Origin of the sequence: Mycolicibacterium fluoranthenivorans (genome assembly GCF_011758805.1) — a bacterium.
Classification (GTDB): Bacteria; Actinomycetota; Actinomycetes; order Mycobacteriales; family Mycobacteriaceae; genus Mycobacterium; species Mycobacterium fluoranthenivorans.
On sequence record NZ_JAANOW010000001.1, the window covers coordinates 3,018,176 to 3,035,866 of the forward strand.

At 69.1% G+C, this 17,691-nt stretch carries 8 protein-coding genes; 7 read left to right on the plus strand and 1 reads right to left on the minus strand.

All coding sequences use genetic code 11. From position 1 onward, the window contains the following. Positions 1-154: 154 nt before the first annotated feature. A complete protein-coding gene (locus tag FHU31_RS14650) occupies positions 155-1,588 on the plus strand; it encodes a hypothetical protein (protein ID WP_167159359.1) in 1,434 nt (477 codons plus the stop codon). On the opposite strand, the gene FHU31_RS14655 is transcribed toward FHU31_RS14650, so the two are convergent. Further along, positions 1,585-2,325, minus strand: coding sequence for a TVP38/TMEM64 family protein (locus tag FHU31_RS14655; RefSeq protein WP_263988078.1), 741 nt, complete (start codon positions 2,323-2,325; stop codon positions 1,585-1,587). The two genes, FHU31_RS14650 and FHU31_RS14655, sit on opposite strands and share 4 nt — an antisense overlap. Positions 2,326-2,521: 196 nt before the next feature. Between FHU31_RS14655 and mutA the strand changes: the two genes are divergently transcribed. The 6 genes from mutA (at position 2,522) to pks2 (ending at position 17,635) form a co-directional block, all read left to right on the plus strand. Then, on the plus strand, positions 2,522-4,339 hold the full coding sequence (gene mutA / locus FHU31_RS14660; protein WP_263988077.1) for a methylmalonyl-CoA mutase small subunit: 1,818 nt from the start codon (positions 2,522-2,524) through the stop codon (positions 4,337-4,339). 2 nt (positions 4,340-4,341) lie between these two features. Further along, positions 4,342-6,621: a methylmalonyl-CoA mutase gene (gene scpA, locus FHU31_RS14665; protein WP_167159363.1), complete on the plus strand. Its 2,280-nt coding sequence runs from the start codon at positions 4,342-4,344 to the stop codon at positions 6,619-6,621. Further along, the gene (gene meaB / locus FHU31_RS14670) at positions 6,621-7,607 is read left to right on the plus strand and encodes a methylmalonyl Co-A mutase-associated GTPase MeaB (protein WP_167159365.1); all 987 of its coding nucleotides are present in this window, start codon (positions 6,621-6,623) and stop codon (positions 7,605-7,607) included. Before scpA ends, meaB begins: the two co-directional genes overlap by 1 nt. Before the next feature lie 282 nt (positions 7,608-7,889). Next, positions 7,890-9,041 carry a polysaccharide pyruvyl transferase family protein gene (locus tag FHU31_RS14675; RefSeq protein ID WP_167159367.1) on the plus strand — a complete coding sequence of 384 codons (1,152 nt, stop codon included), beginning with the start codon at positions 7,890-7,892 and terminating at the stop codon, positions 9,039-9,041. A gap of 257 nt (positions 9,042-9,298) precedes the next feature. After that, on the plus strand, positions 9,299-10,594 hold the full coding sequence (gene lipL, locus FHU31_RS14680; RefSeq protein ID WP_409371234.1) for an esterase/beta-lactamase LipL: 1,296 nt from the start codon (positions 9,299-9,301) through the stop codon (positions 10,592-10,594). Positions 10,595-11,353: 759 nt separating this feature from the next. After that, entirely contained in the window at positions 11,354-17,635 is a 6,282-nt protein-coding gene (gene pks2, locus FHU31_RS14685) for a sulfolipid-1 biosynthesis phthioceranic/hydroxyphthioceranic acid synthase (protein WP_167159369.1), read from the plus strand. Positions 17,636-17,691: the final 56 nt, after the last annotated feature.

A 17,691-nucleotide genomic window follows, 5' to 3' on the forward strand; every position in this document is an offset into this window, starting at 1 on the left:
CGGTCACGGAGGGGTGACCGATCTATGTGGGTTCACCGAGATTTTGCTGAACGCATCGATAATTTGCCCGCGGTGACATATCTTATGATTGCTGTTTAGGGTCAAGCAGATAGTGGCCGGTATTCGGCGACCGGCGAAACAGGGGTGGCATGTCATGACGCGTATGCGCGGTGTTGTGGGCGTGTGTGCGTTGTCGGCCACTCTTTTCCTCAACGGTGCGGCGGTGGCGATCGCCGATACCGGCAGTGAAGGCGGCGGAACGGCCTCGCAGACCGGCACGAGCACCGGTGCCTCGCAGACCGGCGCCGGTGCGAGTTCGACGAACTCGACCACGAAGAGCCCGCGGCCGGTCGGCGGTATTGCCGGCGTCCTGCAGGACAGGGTGCGGACCACGGTCCGCGACTTCACTGGCGCCCTGGGCGGGGCGGGCGGTAAGCAGCCGGGTCCGAAGGTCACCATCTTCCCCAAGCCGCGCTCGCCACAGCAGTCCAGCGAATCCGGTACGGCCGGCTCGACGGTGAGCACGGCGACACCGTCAACGGCACCCTCGACGGCACCGACCGCGGCGGCCGAACCGGACACTGCCACGCCGGACACAACCGCGCCGGAACCGACCGCGGCCACCACACCAGCCGCCACCGACACCACGGCGTCGTCGACGACCACACCGTCGTCGTCCACCACGCCGTCGTCGACGACCACACCGTCGTCGACCACCACGCCGGCCACCCCGACGACCGAGGAATCCACGGCGGCGGCTCTGACCGTCCCCAAACTGAAGCCGCTGCCGGTGATCCCGATCGCGGAGTCGGTATCCGGATCCGTGCACTCCGCGGCCAACTCGGTCAAGGACGCCGTCGATGCGCTGCCGGCGCTGCTCGCCGCGCTCCCCAAGTCCACGGACCCGGTCGGCGATGTGTTGAAGACGGTGCAGTCCGTGCTGACCTCATTGGGGAATTCGGTTACCACCATCACCGAGATCCCCAGCGATCTCACGACGCTGCTCGGCTTCCCGGCCCCGACGGACCCGGTCACCACCACCACCGTCGCCGGCGGCGTCCGGCTGCCCGCGGTCACCGCACCCGCCGCCGTCTCGCCCATCGACCTGCTGCCCGCCCTGCTGGCACCGGCGCCCGTCGATACCACGGTCGCGGCCCCCGCCGGACCCGTCACACCGCCGCCCACCTTCGCCGGTACCGTCTCGGCCGGGCTCAGCCAGGACCTGGCTCCGGCCACCCCGGTGTCGCTGCACGGCGCCAGTTCGGCCGGCTCGATGGCCTCGGTCCTGGAGCGTGCCGTCAGCAAGCTGCTCGTGCCGGTGTCCATCGCCGCACTCGCCGCGCTGGCGCTACCCGGCGTGGGTGGTCTGCTGGTGGTGAGCGTGCTCGGCGTACGGATCGGCTACCGCCAGGCGAAGGCGAACTTCGTGCTGCAGGCCTCGGGGATCTCGCGGTTCGCGGGTCCGGGCCCCCTGGGAGTCGTCCGTTCGGGTTCGTTCATCGCCCTGCACACGCGCACCGCGCGTAGCCGCACGGCCGCGGTCGTGCCGCTGCGGTCCGTGTCGACCGCCTTCGACCGCGCCGCCTAGTTCTGCTGCGCCTCGGCCGGATGGCCGTCGGGATCCTGTGATCGGTGGTGGTGCCGATGCGCCCGGATCTCGTAAACCAGCCCGCCGATACCGAGGCTGGCGGTACACAGTGACACCAGGAACAGCAGCGGGCTGATGTTCCCGGTCAAGGCGTCGCCGAGGATCACGATCGCGGCGGTTCCCGGCGCCAGCCCGACGATCGTGGCCAGCGTGTACGGCGCCAGTCGCACGGCGGAGACGCCGGCCGCGTAGTTGAGCACCGAGAACGGCACGGCCGGGATCATCCGCATCGACAGCACCGACACCCAGCCGCGTTCGCGCAACCTGGCATCCAGGGTGGCCACCCGGGGATGCGCGACCAACCGGTTCAGCTGCCACCCCACCGCGCGGACGAGCACCACGGCCAGCACCGCGCTCAGCGTGCTCGCCACCACCGCGATGGCCACGCCCAGCCACGGGCCGAAGAGCAGGCCGGCCGCGAGCGTGAAGGCGGTGCGCGGAAAGGGGAACACCGTCACCACCACATGTGCGGCGAAGAACGCCAACGGGAACCACGGACCGGCCGCGGTCGCCCAGTCACGGAGCTGAACGGCAGTCGGCAGCGGAACCAGCACCGCCAGTGCGACGAGAATCACAATCGCGGCCGCGATGACCAGCACCCGCCGACGGGGTAGCTGCGTCGCCGCCGACGTCACTGCGGCCCAGACCGTACGGAACGGGCTGCCTGCGGGTTTCACGTCTGCCAAGCCTACGGGGCGCCGCACGGTGCCGCCGATGACGCTACTGATCAGTAGCCTTTGCCCGCCGTACCCTGCCGTGATACCGATCATTTAGCCTCAGGTGAAAGCGGCCGGTCACAGCTGGCTAGTCTCACTAGGTCAGACAGGCTGCCCCGAGCTTCACCCCAACCCGCGATAACCCCAGGAGCCGCGAGTGTCCTCGAGCGTCATTGAATCGGATCGCGCGCGCTGGCGCTCCGGAGTGGCCGGTGTGCTGGCGAAGAGCAGCCGCAAGGATCCTGCGGAGCTGCCCGCCGAGCCCGAACGTCTGCTCGACTCACCCACCTACGAGGGATTCCCGGTTCGTCCCCTCTACACCAGCCTGGACGGCCGTGCCGAGTCCCCGCTGCCGGGTCAGTGGCCGTTCACCCGGGGCGGCGACGCGCTGCGCGATGTGCGGGCCGGCTGGAAGGTCGCCGAGGTGTTCCCGCTGCCCGGGCAGCCCACCGCGGCCGAAGGCAACGGTGCGGTACTGAGTGCGCTCGCCGACGGGGTGAGCGCGCTGGTGCTGCGGGTCGGTGCCGCCGAACTGGATCGCCTGCTCGAAGGCGTGTTCCTGGACCTGGTGCCGGTGATTCTGGACGCCGGCACCGAGTACGCCGCCGCCGGCGACGCGGTGCTGGCCCTCGTCTCGGGTTTCGACGACGAGCAGCGCGCCAGGTTGTCGATCGACTTCGGCGCCGACCCGCTGACGGCAGCGTTGACGGGTGCCCCGTCGGCCCCCCTCGACGAGGTCATCGCCACGGCGGGTAAGGCCGCCGAGTATCGGGGCGGGGTCCGGGCGATCACCGTCGACGGACCGGCCCTGCACAACCTGGGCGCCAGCGCGTCCTGGGAGCTGGCCGGCGCCATCGCGGCCGGTGTGGCCTACCTGCGCGCCCTCACCGAGGCCGGGATGCCGGCGACCGAGGCCGTCGCGCAGATCAGCTTCCGGTTCGCCGCGGACGACGACCAGTTCCTGACGATTGCGAAACTGCGGGCCGCGCGGACCCTGTGGGCCCGGGTCGCCGAGGTGGTCGGGGCGGCCGACGCCGGTGATGCCACCATTCACGCGGTCACCTCGTCACCGATGATGTCCCAGCGCGACCCGTGGACGAACATGCTGCGCACCACGGTCGCCGCGTTCGCGGCCGGTGTCGGGGGTGCGGACACCGTGCTGGTGCAGACGTTCGACTCCGCGATCCCCGGTGGACTCGCCGGCACCAAGACCAGCTTCTCCCGCCGGATGGCGCGCAACACCCAGCTGCTGCTGCTGGAGGAGTCACACCTGGGCCGGGTGCTCGATCCCGCCGGTGGTTCATGGTTCGTCGAAGACCTCACCGCGAGCCTGGCCGAACAGGCCTGGGCGCATTTCCAGGACATCGAGAGCCGGGGCGGATTCGTCTCGGCCCGGGATCACCTGGTCGGTCAGATCGCCGACATCCGGGACCGCAGGGCCGCCGACATCGCGCACCGCCGCAAGGCGCTCACCGGCGTCAACGAGTTCCCGAATCTCGCGGAAGCTCCTCTGCCCGAACATGATCAGGACGATTCGGTGGTGCGCTACGCCGCCGGCTTCGAGGCGCTGCGCGATCGCTCGGATGCCTATCTGCGTGCGCACGGCGCTCGCCCACAGGTGCTGCTACTCCCGCTGGGCCCGCTCGCCGAGCACAACATCCGCACCACCTTCGCCGCCAACCTGCTGGCCTCGGGCGGCATCGAGGCGGTCAACCCCGGCACCGTCGACGCCGCCGGAGTGGCTGCTGCGGCGGCCGGACTCACCACCGCCGTGCTCTGCGGTACCGATGCCCGGTACGGCACCGATGCCTCCGACGTGGTGGCGGCCGCACGCGCGGCCGGTCTGACCCGGATCTACCTCGCCGGACCGGAGAAGGCGGTCGCGGAGGCGGCCGCCAAGCCGGACGACTATCTGACCGCGAAAATCGATGCGGTCGAAGCCCTTTCGAACCTGCTCACCCGATTGGGGGCCTAGCCGTGACTGTATCCAATGTCGCCGCCGGAGCGGCTCCGGCTGCCACCGGAATCCCGACCTTCGCCGACGTACCCCTGCACGGTGACGGCGCCCCGGCCGCACCCACCGCGGAAGCCGTCGCCGATCTCACCGCCGCGGCGGCCGCGGCACATGGTTACACCGCTGAGCAGCTCGTCTGGGCGACCCCGGAGGGTATCGAGGTCAAGCCGGTGTACACCGCCGAAGACCGGGCCACGGCGACCGCCGCCGGCTACCCGCTGGACAGCTTCCCGGGCGAACCGCCGTTCATCCGGGGGCCCTACCCCACGATGTACGTCAACCAGCCGTGGACCGTCCGGCAGTACGCCGGGTTCTCCACCGCCGCCGAATCCAACGCGTTCTATCGCCGCAACCTGGCCGCCGGCCAGAAGGGCCTGTCGGTGGCCTTCGACCTGGCCACCCACCGCGGGTACGACTCCGACCATCCCCGGGTGGCCGGCGACGTCGGGATGGCCGGGGTGGCGATCGACTCGATCCTGGACATGCGCCAGCTCTTCGACGGGATCGACCTGGGTGCGGTCTCGGTGTCGATGACGATGAACGGTGCGGTGCTGCCGATCCTGGCGCTGTACGTGGTGGCGGCCGAGGAGCAGGGGGTGCCGCCGGAGAAGCTGGCCGGGACCATCCAGAACGACATCCTCAAAGAGTTCATGGTCCGCAACACCTACATCTATCCACCCACGCCGTCCATGCGGATCATCTCCGACATCTTCGGTTACACCAGCGCCAAGATGCCGAAGTTCAACAGCATCTCGATCTCGGGCTATCACATCCAGGAGGCCGGGGCCACGGCCGATCTGGAGCTGGCCTACACGCTGGCCGACGGTGTCGAGTACCTCAAGGCGGGTCTGGACGCCGGCCTGGACATCGACAAGTTCGCACCCCGGCTGTCCTTCTTCTGGGGTATCGGGATGAACTTCTTCATGGAGGTCGCCAAGCTGCGCGCGGGCCGGCTGCTGTGGAGCGAGCTGGTCTCGCAGTTCGACCCCAAGAGCTCGAAATCGCTTTCCCTGCGCACTCATTCGCAGACCTCGGGCTGGTCGCTGACCGCCCAGGATCCGTTCAACAATGTCGCCCGCACCTGTATCGAGGCGATGGCCGCGACCCAGGGGCACACCCAGTCGCTGCACACCAACGCCCTCGACGAGGCGCTGGCACTGCCGACCGACTTCTCGGCCCGGATCGCCCGCAACACCCAGCTGGTGCTGCAGCAGGAGTCTGGCACCACCCGTCCGATCGACCCGTGGGGTGGTTCGTACTACGTCGAGTGGCTCACCCATCAGCTGGCCGAGAAGGCGCGCGCACACATCGCCGAGGTGGCCGAGCACGGCGGGATGGCGCAGGCGATCGGCGAGGGCATCCCGAAGCTGCGCATCGAAGAGGCGGCCGCCCGCACCCAGGCCCGGATCGACTCCGGTGCACAGCCCCTGATCGGTGTGAACAAGTACCAGGTCGCCGAGGACCAGGAGATCGAGGTCCTCAAGGTCGAGAACAGTCGGGTGCGGGCCGAGCAGCTGGCCAAATTGGAGCAACTCCGCGCGGAAAGAGACGAGGTCGCCACCCAGGCCGCACTGGCCGAACTGACCCGTGCCGCAGGCGCTTCGGGTATCGCCGGCGAGGACGGGCTGGGCAACAACCTGCTGGCCCTGGCCATCAACGCAGCCCGGGCGCAGGCGACTCTCGGCGAGATCTCCGATGCGCTGGAGCAGGTGTACGGCCGGCACCGGGCCGAGATCCGCACCATCTCCGGCGTCTACCGCGATGAAGTGGGGGGCAGCGGGAACGTGACCAGTGCAACGGAATTGGTCGAGAAGTTCGCCGAGGCCGACGGCCGCCGGCCGCGCATCCTGGTGGCCAAGATGGGCCAGGACGGTCACGACCGCGGCCAGAAGGTGATCGCCACCGCGTTCGCCGATATCGGCTTCGACGTGGACGTCGGCTCGTTGTTCTCCACCCCGGAGGAGGTGGCCCAGCAGGCCGCCGACAACGACGTGCACGTCGTCGGGGTGTCGTCGCTGGCGGCCGGGCACCTGACATTGGTGCCCGCGCTGCGCGACGCGCTGGCCGCGGTGGGCCGGCCCGACATCATGATCGTGGTCGGTGGGGTCATCCCGCCCGGGGACTTCGACGAGCTGTACGCCGCGGGCGCGACGGCGATCTTCCCGCCCGGCACCGTCATCGCCGAGGCGGCGATCGGGCTGCTCGGCAAGCTCGCCGAGCGGTTGGGTTACCAGCTGAGCTAGTGGTAGCCGACACCGAAGCACTCGCAGCGGCCATCCGCGGGGGCGATCGCGCCGCCCTCGCGCGGGCGATCACCCTGGTCGAATCGACCCGCGCCGATCACCGCGAACAGGCCCAGCAGCTGCTGCTGGAGCTGATGCCCGACGCCGGTAAGGCGTTGCACGTGGGTATCACCGGTGTACCCGGGGTGGGGAAGTCGACCACCATCGAGGCGCTGGGCATGCACCTCATCGAGCGTGGGCACCGCGTCGCCGTGCTGGCCGTCGACCCGTCGTCCACCCGCACCGGCGGGTCGATTCTCGGGGACAAGACGCGAATGGCCCGGCTGGCCGTGCACCCCGACGCCTACATCCGGCCCTCGCCGACCTCGGGCACGCTGGGCGGGGTGGCCCGGGCCACCCGGGAGACCATCGTGCTGCTGGAAGCGGCCGGGTTCGACGTGATCCTGGTCGAGACGGTCGGGGTGGGCCAGTCCGAGGTGACGGTGGCCAATATGGTCGACACCTTCGTCTTCCTCACGCTGGCGCGCACCGGCGATCAGCTGCAGGGCATCAAGAAGGGCGTCCTGGAGCTCGCCGACGTGGTGGTGGTGAACAAGGCGGACGGTAAGCACGCCGTGGAAGCCGCCGCGGCCGCGCGCGAACTGACCGCCGCTCTTCGCCTCATCTATCCGCGCGAAACGCTCTGGCGCCCGCCGGTTCTCACCATGAGTGCGCTGACCGGGGACGGCCTGGCGCAGCTGTGGGACACCGTGGAGGCACACGGCAGCGCGCTCAGGCAGGCGGGGGAGTTCGAGGCCCGTCGCCGCGCTCAGCAGGTCGACTGGACCTGGGCGATGGTGCGCGATGCCGTCCTGGACCGCGTGCTGTCACACCCGGCGGTCCGCCGATCGCGTGCCGAGATCGAACGTCGGGTGCGCGACGGCGAGCTGACCCCGACGCTGGCGGCGCAGGAGATCCTGGACGCCGCCGACGGGCCGCGGGCCTGATTCGGGTTCGCGGCCAAGGCTTCTCGGTCGGCGCCATCGGCTACTGCGGGTATAGGATTCGAGCGCCGGTGGTAACGAACTTCTGCCTGTTCCGGCAAATGAGCCATCAGGTGCAGGGACAGCAAACCCAGAGCCGCCGAGATCCACGTCCCCACACCGCCAGAACTGCAGACGCCAGCAACGATTGCTTTCTTTGGCTAAGCGCATGCAAATGTTTGACGTCCACGGCAATATGGTGACCCGCAGCTGTCCACGGTCGTTATCCCTCGGAGGTTCCAGGCGTTGACCCAAATCTTCCTTTCCACCTGGGGACAGAACGACAACATCGGAGATTCCATCCTGCGGCGTGGTCTGCTACGCAGTTTTCAGGAAATGGACGGGGTCGAGCTGCACGTCCACGTGGGGCGGCGCGAACCCGGGGAGTCGAATGACGAGGGATATCTGAGCGCACTGGGCCTGCGCGGTGACGAGATCCTCTACGACCGGACGATCGACTGGCTCAAGGGTGCCTCGACCCGGGTCTTCGCCAAACGCACCATCATCGTGCTGCCGGCCGGCGAGATCGTCTATCCCAAGTTCGGTAAGCGCATGCTGGCGGCCGGCAATCTGTTGATGGCGCTGGCACCGCGCGTCCGCGGTGGCACCGCGCTGCAGGTCGGTGCCGGGGTGCGGATGTCCTCGGTGGGCGAGCAGGCGAAAGCCGGTACTCGGCGGGTCAGCGATGTGGTGGCCGTCCCGATGCTGGAACGAGTTTCGCGCCGCGCGATGGCCATGGTGGCGTGGCGGGACTCGGCCACCCGACGGTCCTTCGGGGTCGGCGACGTGCTGCCGGACTGGGCGTTCGGAGAGGGTACCGATCCGCGACTCGGCGGGCTCGGGCCCGCCCCGGCGCAGCGCAAACTCCTCGCCGTCACCACCCGGTGGGACCGGGGGGAGCTGACCAGCGACAAGATCGTGCAGTTGCACCGCTTGGCGGATCGTCACGATCTCACGCTCCAGGTGTACAGCCAGGTGCGCCGCGATCGCGAGCACACGATGCGGCTGGCCCAGACGCTGCACCCGGGTACCGAACCCGTGCTGTTCGAGGACCAGAGCCACGCCGAGTGGGAGCATCAGGTGCGTGCGCTGCATCGCCAGTCCGCCATCGTCGCCAGTGACCGCGCGCACGCGCTGATCATCGGGGCCACCGAGGGCGCCGTCCCGGTGGCGATCTCGAACTGGACCACGGAGAAGCCGGTGCGCACCGTGCGGGCAGGCGGTATCTCGGTGCCGCTGGATTCGGACTCCTCCGTCGAATCGGTCGAGACCTATGTGGCTGCTCAGCTAGCGGAGCAGACCTCGATCGAGCGCCCGATCATCACTGCGCGCGAGCAAATCGCGGACGCCCGGATCCGAATGCGGGCAATCGTGAACAAGGCCGAATCCGCACGGTGAGTTCGCCCGTCACCGGCGTTCGCCGTCGGGCGGCCCGGGGGACTGGCCGACCGTCGGTGCGGCCACGGGTGTTCGCTTTGGGAAATCAAAGATGTTGTGCCCCAATTCATTTCGCGCTATCCGGGATGTCGCGACGGGGCGACCCGGGCCCGGCCGGGACTGGCCGGAAACCGTGGGCGGGTGCGGAATGTGCACGACCTCACGGATAGGTAACACCTCTCGATAGTTAGCTATGCATGCGAGTAAATTAGTTAGCTGTGACGGATGCAACAGACGGTGGGCGCAGTGTGGCGCCCCTGCGCGATGTCGACGGCGCCGTGCTGTCGGACCGGGTGCACGGGGCCGCCGACCCCAGCTTCGCCTGCGTGGTGCGGGCCTTCGGCCAATTGTTCGGACACCGCCACTTCGGTGGTGGCGCACTGTCGGTCTACCTGGACGGGGTTCCGGTCGTCGATGTGTGGACCGGCTGGTCCGACCGCCGGGGTCACCACGCCTGGACGGCCGACACCGGTGCGATGGTGTTCTCGGCCACCAAGGGTCTGGCCTCGACCGTCATCCACCGGCTCGTCGATCGCGGTCTCATGGACTACGACGCGCCCGTCGCCGAATACTGGCCGGAGTTCGCGGCCAACGGTAAAGCCGCGATCACCGTCCGCGATGTCATGCGGCACCGGGCCGGGCTGTCACAGCTGGGCTCCGTCACCAGTGCCGAACTGCTCGACCACGAGCTGATGGAGGCGCGCGTCGCGGCCGCGCGGCCGGGCCTGTTCCACGGGCGACCGGCCTATCACGCGCTCACCTACGGCTGGCTGCTGGCCGGTTTGGCCCGCGGGGTCACCGGCAGCGGCCTGCGTGAGCTGTTCCGCTCCGAGCTGGCCGCCCCGCTGGGTGTCGACGGGGTGTATCTGGGCCGTCCGCCCGCCGCGGCGCCGACGCAGCCGGCGCGGATCATCGGGCCCCAGGGTGTGTGGGAGAACCCGATCTTCAACGCGGTCGCGCCGCATATCGCCGCCCTGCCCCTGTCCGGTGGCTTCGGTGCCATGTACTTCCCGGGGATGCGGTCGATGGTGCAGGGGGACATGCCACTGTTGGACAGTGAGATGGCGTCGGCCAACGGGGTGGTCACCGCACGTGCGCTCGCCCGTGTGTACGGAGCCATCGCCAACGGCGGTGAGCTCGACGGGACGCGGTTTCTGTCGCCCGCGTTGGTGAAGGGCCTCACCGGGCCGCCCAGCCTGCATCCCGACGGCGCCATGCTCATGCCGATGTCCTTTCATCTGGGCTACCACGGCCTGCCTATTCCCGGAGTGCTTCCCGGATTCGGCCATGTCGGTCTGGGCGGCTCGCTGGGCTGGGCCGATCCCACTTCCGGGCTCGCCATCGGGTACGTCCACAACCGCCTGCTGACGCCGATGCTGGTCGCCGATCAGGCCGGATTCGTGGCCACCGCTGCGTTGATCCGGCGGGCGGCCGCGCAGGCACGCAACCGGGGTTTTGCCGCGATTCCGCAGTTCGGCACGCCTTTCGCCTGCCCCGCCTCGGCGGTCGGCTAGACGGTCTGCGCGGCCGCTCCAAATTTTGCCTGGGCGTGAAAGTAACTGTTCAGTAAGATCGCGGCCGAGTATTGCTGGGGCCCTGTGGGTCACCTGGTGGCGCGTGTGCGCCAAGGCGTCGGTGGCCGACGTCACTTCCGGACCTCACGAGGTTTCCTGGGTGTCGTCACCCTTCGATATTCGTTACCTACTGGTGAGTTGCCATCCGCCGTGACCGAGATAACCGCCGGGCCGGCACGGTCCGTGGCGTGGCGCGCGCCTGGGGCGGATGTTACTCGTGTTTCTGCTGCTAGGTGCCATCTGCGGTGGCGTTTCGCGGTGGGTGAACACTCGTTCGTGGTCGGCTCGCCATGTTGCGGCAAATAATTTACGTTAGCCGCCATTATTAGCTATAGTATGTCGTGGCTAATGTCGATCCGTACTAAGTGACGTGCGCCACATTTACTGAAACGTCAATTTCTGCGTCTCCGCGCAGGTGACGGGCGTATCCGGAAGTAGCTAGGCGATCTTGATATTGCTCGTGTAGCCTGCGCGTCGCGGCGTTTGAAACTGTAGAGTCCTTGGAGGATTTGCTCGGTTTTTAACGTCATCGTCAACGGAGACGGCTACGCTACCGACTCACCGACACGATTCGGCACTGGGGCGGAGAAAGGATCTGGGCAGCGCAGTGCGGCGCACATGAGGCACACATGGGTCCAAGAGCCGTATCTGTTGCTCGCTCGTCTTTGAGAATTACCGTCCGAAAGAGGTTGTAACCACGTGGTTGAGACACCTGTCACAGCTGTCGCCGTCATCGGTATGGCGGTTCGGTTGCCTGGCGGAATCGACTCACCCGAGCAGATGTGGCAGGCGCTGCTGCGCGGCGACGATTACGTCACCACTGTTCCGCTCGAACGCTGGGATGCCGAAGAGCACTACGACCCCGAGGTCGGGGTCCCCGGGCGCTCGGTCTCCAAGTGGGGCGCGTTCCTCGACGATGTCGCGGGCTTCGATGCCGACTTCTTCGGCATCGGCGACCGGGAGGCGACCGCAGCCGATCCGCAGCATCGCCTCCTGCTGGAAACCGCATGGGAGGCGGTGGAGCACGCCGGTATCGATCCCGCGACCCTGGACGGCTCGCTGACCGGTGTGTTCATGGGTCTGACGACCAATGACTACCAACTGATCGCCGCCGATGCGCACGCCATCGAGGGGCCGTACGGCTTCACCCACAACAACTACTCCATGGCGTCCGGCCGGGTGGCCTACCACATGGGGTTGCGCGGCCCGGCGTTCACCGTCGACTCGGCATGCTCCTCGGGTCTGCTGGCACTGCACATGGCCACGCGCAGTCTGCACATCGGCGAGAGCGACCTGGTGCTGGCCGGCGGCGCCCACATCATCCTCGACCCGCGCAAGTACGCCTCGGCGTCCGCGCAGGGCATGCTGTCCGGAACCGGACGGTGCCGGGCCTTCGACGAGAACGCCGACGGTTTCGTCTTCGCCGAAGCGAGCGCCGTCCTGCTGCTGAAGCGGCTGTCGGACGCCGAACGCGACGGCGACCGCATCCTGGCCGTCGTCCGGGGCACCGCCGCCAACCAGGACGGTCACACCGTCAACATCCTGACGCCCTCCAACGAATCCCAGACGGCCGTCTACCGGGCGGCCCTGGACTCCGGCGCGATCGACCCGGGCACCGTCGGCTTCGTCGAGGCCCACGGCACCGGGACGCCGGTGGGCGACCCGATCGAGTTCAAGAGCCTGGCCGACGTCTACGGCGGTACCGGACCCATCGCGATCGGCTCGTTGAAGACGAACTTCGGCCACAGCCAGTCCGCGTCGGGCGTGGTGAGTGTGATCAAGAGCGTGCTGGCGCTGCAGCACGGCGTCATTCCGCCGAACCTGCACTTCACCCGGATGCCCGAGGAGATGGAACGCCTCGGCACCGAATTCTTCGTCCCCACCGAGACCACCCCGTTCCCGGATAAGGGCGACCGTCCGCGCCGGGCGGCGGTGTCGGCGTACGGGATCTCCGGATCCAACGCGCACGCCGTGCTGGAGCAGGCGCCGCAGGCCGCTGACGTACCCGCCGCCGACGGCGAACCGGGTTCCCTTCTGTTCGCGCTGTCGTCCACCTCGGCCGACGAACTGCGGCGCACCGCGGGCCGGCTCGCCGACTGGGTCGCCGCCCACCCGGATGTGGATCTGCACGATCTGGGCTACACCCTGGCCCGTCGCCGCTCGCACCGGTCGGTGCGCACGACGGTGGTGGCCGATTCCACCGAGTCGCTGATCACCGCGCTGCGCGAGGTCGCCGACGGCGGAGCGCCCTACGAGGCCGCCGTCGGGGCCGATGACCGCGGCCCGGTCTGGGTGTTCTCCGGACAGGGTTCGCAGTGGGCCGGCATGGGCGCCGGCCTGCTGGCCACCGAACCGGTGTTCGCGGCCACCATCGCCGCTTTGGAGCCCTTGATCGCCGAGGAGTCCGGCTTCTCAGTCACCGAGGCGATGTCCGTGCCCGAGACCGTCACCGGGATCGGCAAGGTCCAGCCCACCGTCTTCGCGGTACAGGTCGCCCTGGTGGCCACCCTGAAGGCTTACGGGGTGACCCCCGGTGCGGTGATCGGGCACTCGATGGGTGAGATCGCCGCCGCGGTCGCGGCCGACGTGCTGTCCCTCGAAGACGCCGTCAAGGTCATCTGCCGCCGCTCGCAGCTGATGAGCCGGGTGGCCGGCACCGGAGCGATGGCTTCGGTGGAACTGCCCGCCAAGCAGGTGCTCTCCGAACTGCAGGCCCGCGGTGTCAACGATGTCGTCCTGGCCGTGGTGGCCTCGCCGACGTCGACCGTCGTCGGCGGTGCCAAGGAGTCCGTCCTCGAGCTGGTGGCCGAGTGGGAACGCCGCGAGATCATGGCACGTGAGGTGGCCGTGGACGTCGCCTCGCACACCCCGCAGGTGGACCCGATCCTCGACGACCTCGCCGATGCCCTCGCGGACCTGGACCCGGGCGACCCGAGCGTCCCGTACTACTCGGCGACCATGTACGACCCGCGCGACCTGGTGGACTGGGATGCCGACTACTGGGTGGACAACCTGCGCCACACCGTGCGCTTCGCCGCGGCGGTGCAGGCCGCGCTGGAGGACGGCTACCGGGTGTTCAACGAGCTGTCCCCGCATCCGCTGCTGACCCACGCGGTCGACCAGACGGCCCGCTCGCTGGACATCACCTTTGCGGCGCTGGCCAGCGTCCGCCGTCAACAGGAGCTCCCGCACGGGCTGCTGGGCGTGGTGGCCGATCTGCACAACGCCGGGGCCGAGGTCGACTTCTCGGTGCTGTACCCGACCGGTCGCCTCGTCGATGCTCCGCTGCCGACGTGGACCCGGCGTCCGCTGATGCTGGTGCGCGATCCGAACGAGCTGCCCCCGGGCGGTGCCACGCTGTCGGTGCACCCCCTGCTGGGCGCCCATGTGCGGCTGCCGGAAGAGCCGGAGCGGCACGCCTGGCAGTCCGATGTGGGCACCGACACCCAGCCGTGGTTGGGCGACCACCAGGTGCACAACGTCGCCGCACTCCCGGGTGCCGCCTACTGCGAGATGGCCCTGGCGGCCGCCGCGACGGTGCTCGGCGACGGCGCCGAGGTGCACGACATCAGCTTCGACGAGATGCTGCTGCTGGAAGACCACACAGTGGTGTCGGCGGCTTCCACCGTCTCCGCGCCGGGCGCGGCCGACTTCCAGGTCGAGACCTACCACCAGGGTGAGAAGGTGCAGCGGGCGGCCGCCGCGCTGCGCGCCGGTGACGCCGAGGTGCCTGCCGGCCGTGACATCGACGCGCTGCTGGCCGCTCACCCGAAGCGTCTGGACGGGGCCGAGCTGCGGGTCTGGTACAGCCAGCGCGGTATCCAGTACGGACCTGCGTTCGCGGGTCTGGTGGCGGTCAATGTCAACGACGGTGAGAGCGGGCCGGACGACTCGGTGCTCGCGGAGGTGTCGCTGCCCGGGTCGATCCGGTCCCAGCAGGCCGCCTACGGCGTGCATCCCGCGCTGCTCGACGCCTGCTTCCAGGCGGTCGGCGCCCATCCCGCGATCTTCGGTGACGCCTTCGGTTCGCTGCTGCTGCCGATGGGTGTCGCCAAGCTCCGCAGCTACGGTTCGACGCGCAATGTGCACTACTGCCATGCCCGGCTGACCAGTGTCACGGCCGCGACGGTCGAGGTGGATCTGGATCTGCTGGACGAAGACGGCAACGTCCTGCTCGCGGTCACCGGACTGCGGCTGGGTAGCGGTGTGTCGGACACCGGCCGGCTGGAGCGCACCTTCAACGACCGCTTGCTGACCATCGAGTGGGGCCAGCAGGAGCTGCCCGAGGTGGAATACGCGAATCCGGGCAGCTGGCTGCTGATCAGCACCTCGGATGCGGCGGACCTGCTGGCCACCAAACTGGCGGACGCCATCAAGGCGCACGGTGTGGACGTCACCACGATGGTGTGGCCGCAGCATTCCGACCATGACGCCCAGGCCGTGCGGCTGCGTGAACTGCTGGCCTCCAACGTCTTCGGCGATGTGCTGGTGGTGACCCCGCCGCGGCGTGGCGTCACCGATCAGCAGTCCGGGATACGCGGCGGGGACACCGTCCGGCACCTGGTGCACATCGCCAGGGAGCTGCCCGAGGTGCCCGGTCAGGCGCCGCGCCTGCACGTCGTCACGCGCAACGCGCAGACGGTGCTGCCCGACGACTCCGCCAACCTGGACGAGGCCGGGCTGCGTGGCCTGGTGCGGGTGATCGGTACCGAACACCCGCAGCTGCGGGTCACCCAGATCGACGTCGACGACTACACCGATGCCACCCCGGTGGCGGCGCAGCTGGTGTCGGGCTCGGATGAGGACGAGACGGCGTGGCGCGGCGGAAAGTGGTTCGTGGCCCGTCTGGTGTCGGGGCCGCTGCGTCCCGAGGAGCGTCGCACCACGGTGGTGAACCCGGCCCGCGACGGACTCCGTCTGCAGATCCGGACCCCCGGCGATATCGAGACCCTCGAGTTGGCCGCCTTCGAGCGCGTCGCTCCCGGGCCCGGTCAGATCGAGGTCGCGGTGACGGCGTCGAACCTGAACTTCGCCGACGTGCTGATCGCCTTCGGTCGGTACCCGAGCTTCGAGGGCCGCCAGCCCAAGCTCGGCGGTGACTTCGCCGGTGTCGTCACCGCGGTCGGCCCGGGCGTGGTCGGTCACAAGGTGGGCGACCGGGTCGGTGGCGTCTCCGCCGTCGGCACGTGGGCGACCTTTGTCACCTGCGACGCCAACCTGGCCGTGACTCTGCCGCCCGGCCTGCCGACGAATCGGGCCGCGGCGGTGCCGAGTGCACACGCCACCGCTTGGTACGGCCTGCACGACCTGGCCCGGATCGCCGCCGGTGACAAGGTGCTGATCCACTCGGGCACCGGTGGTGTCGGCCAGGCCGCCATCGCCATCGCGCGCGCCGCCGGTGCGGAGATCTATGCCACCGCGGGCAGCGAAGCGCGTCGGGAACTGTTGCGCGGCATGGGAATCGAGCATGTCTACGACTCGCGCAGCACGGAATTCGCCGCACAGATCCGCCGCGACACCGATGGCTACGGCGTGGACATCGTGCTGAACTCGCTGACCGGCGCGGCTCAGCGGGCCGGGCTGGAACTGCTGTCGTTCGGCGGCCGGTTCGTCGAGATCGGCAAGCGCGATATCTACGGCGACACCCGGTTGGGTCTCTTCCCGTTCCGGCGCAACCTGTCGTTCTACGCCGTCGACCTCGCGTTGCTGTCGCTGACCAACCCGGACACGGTGCATCGCCTGCTCGAGGTCTGCTACCAGCAGATCGCCGACGGTGTCCTGCCGCTGCCGGAGACCACGCACTACCCGCTGGAGGACGGCGCCACCGCGATCCGCGTCATGGGTGCGGCCGAGCACACCGGCAAGCTCGTGCTCGACATGCCCCACGGCGGGCAGATCCAGGCGGTGGTCCCGCCGGAGGAGGCCCAGGTCCTGCGCGGCGACGGCGCCTACATCGTGACCGGCGGTCTGGGCGGTCTCGGCCTGTTCCTGGCCGAGAAGCTGGGTGCCGCGGGAGCGGGCAGGATCGTGCTCAACGGCCGGTCCGCGCCGTCGCAGCACGCCCAGGAGGTCATCGACCAGATCCGGCGCGGCGGTACCGAGGTGGAGGTGTCACTCGGTGACATCGCCGAGCCGGAGACCGCCGACCGTCTGGTGGTGGCGGCCTGCGCCACCGGCCTGCCGCTGCGCGGGGTGCTGCACGGCGCGGCGGTCGTCGAGGACGCCGCTCTGCTGAACATCTCCGACGAGCTCGTCGAACGCGACTGGGCACCCAAGGTGTACGGCGCCTGGAATCTGCACACCGCGACGGCCAAGCAGCAACTCGACTGGTTCTGCATGTTCTCGTCGGCTGCGGCACTGGTCGGATCGCCCGGTCAGGGCGCGTACGCGGCGGCCAACAGCTGGCTGGACGCTTTCGCGCACTGGCGGCGCAGCGAGGGCCTGCCCGCCACGGCCATCGCGTGGGGGCCGTGGGCGGAGATCGGCGCCGGCACCGGCCTGGCATCCGAGAGCGGCGAGGCCGCCATCGGGCCCGACGAAGGTGCGTACGCCTTTGACCGGCTGCTGCGGCACGACCGGGCCTACACCGGCTACGCTTCGTTGTCGGGGACGTCGTGGATCACCGCGTTCGCACAGAACACGCGGTTCGCCGAGGCGTTCCGGTCCACCGGGCCGCGAAGCGGCGGTACCAGCAGTGCGTTCCTGGCAGAGCTGCACGATCTGCCGCGCGAAGAGTGGCCGGCCAGGATGCGCAAGATGGTCGCCGAGCAGGTCAGTTTGATTCTGCGGCGTGCGGTGGATCCCGACCGCCCGCTGACTGAATATGGTCTCGATTCCCTGGGGACTCTCGAGGTACGCACCCGCATCGAGGCGGAAACAGGTATTCGTATTGGTTCAGCAGATATCAGCACCGTTCGGGCGCTGACGGAGCGTCTCATCGGCGCTTTGGCGCCCGACTCGCCAGTATCGGTCCCGTCGTGAGGACGGAGAGCGCGTCGATGCGCACCCCGTCCGACGACGTCGTCCAGGTAGGAGAC

Coding starts and splice junctions, on each gene's coding strand:
- FHU31_RS14650 (WP_167159359.1), top strand. CDS start 155: ATGACGCGTATGCGCGGTGTTGTGGGCGTGTGTGCGTTGTCGGCCACT.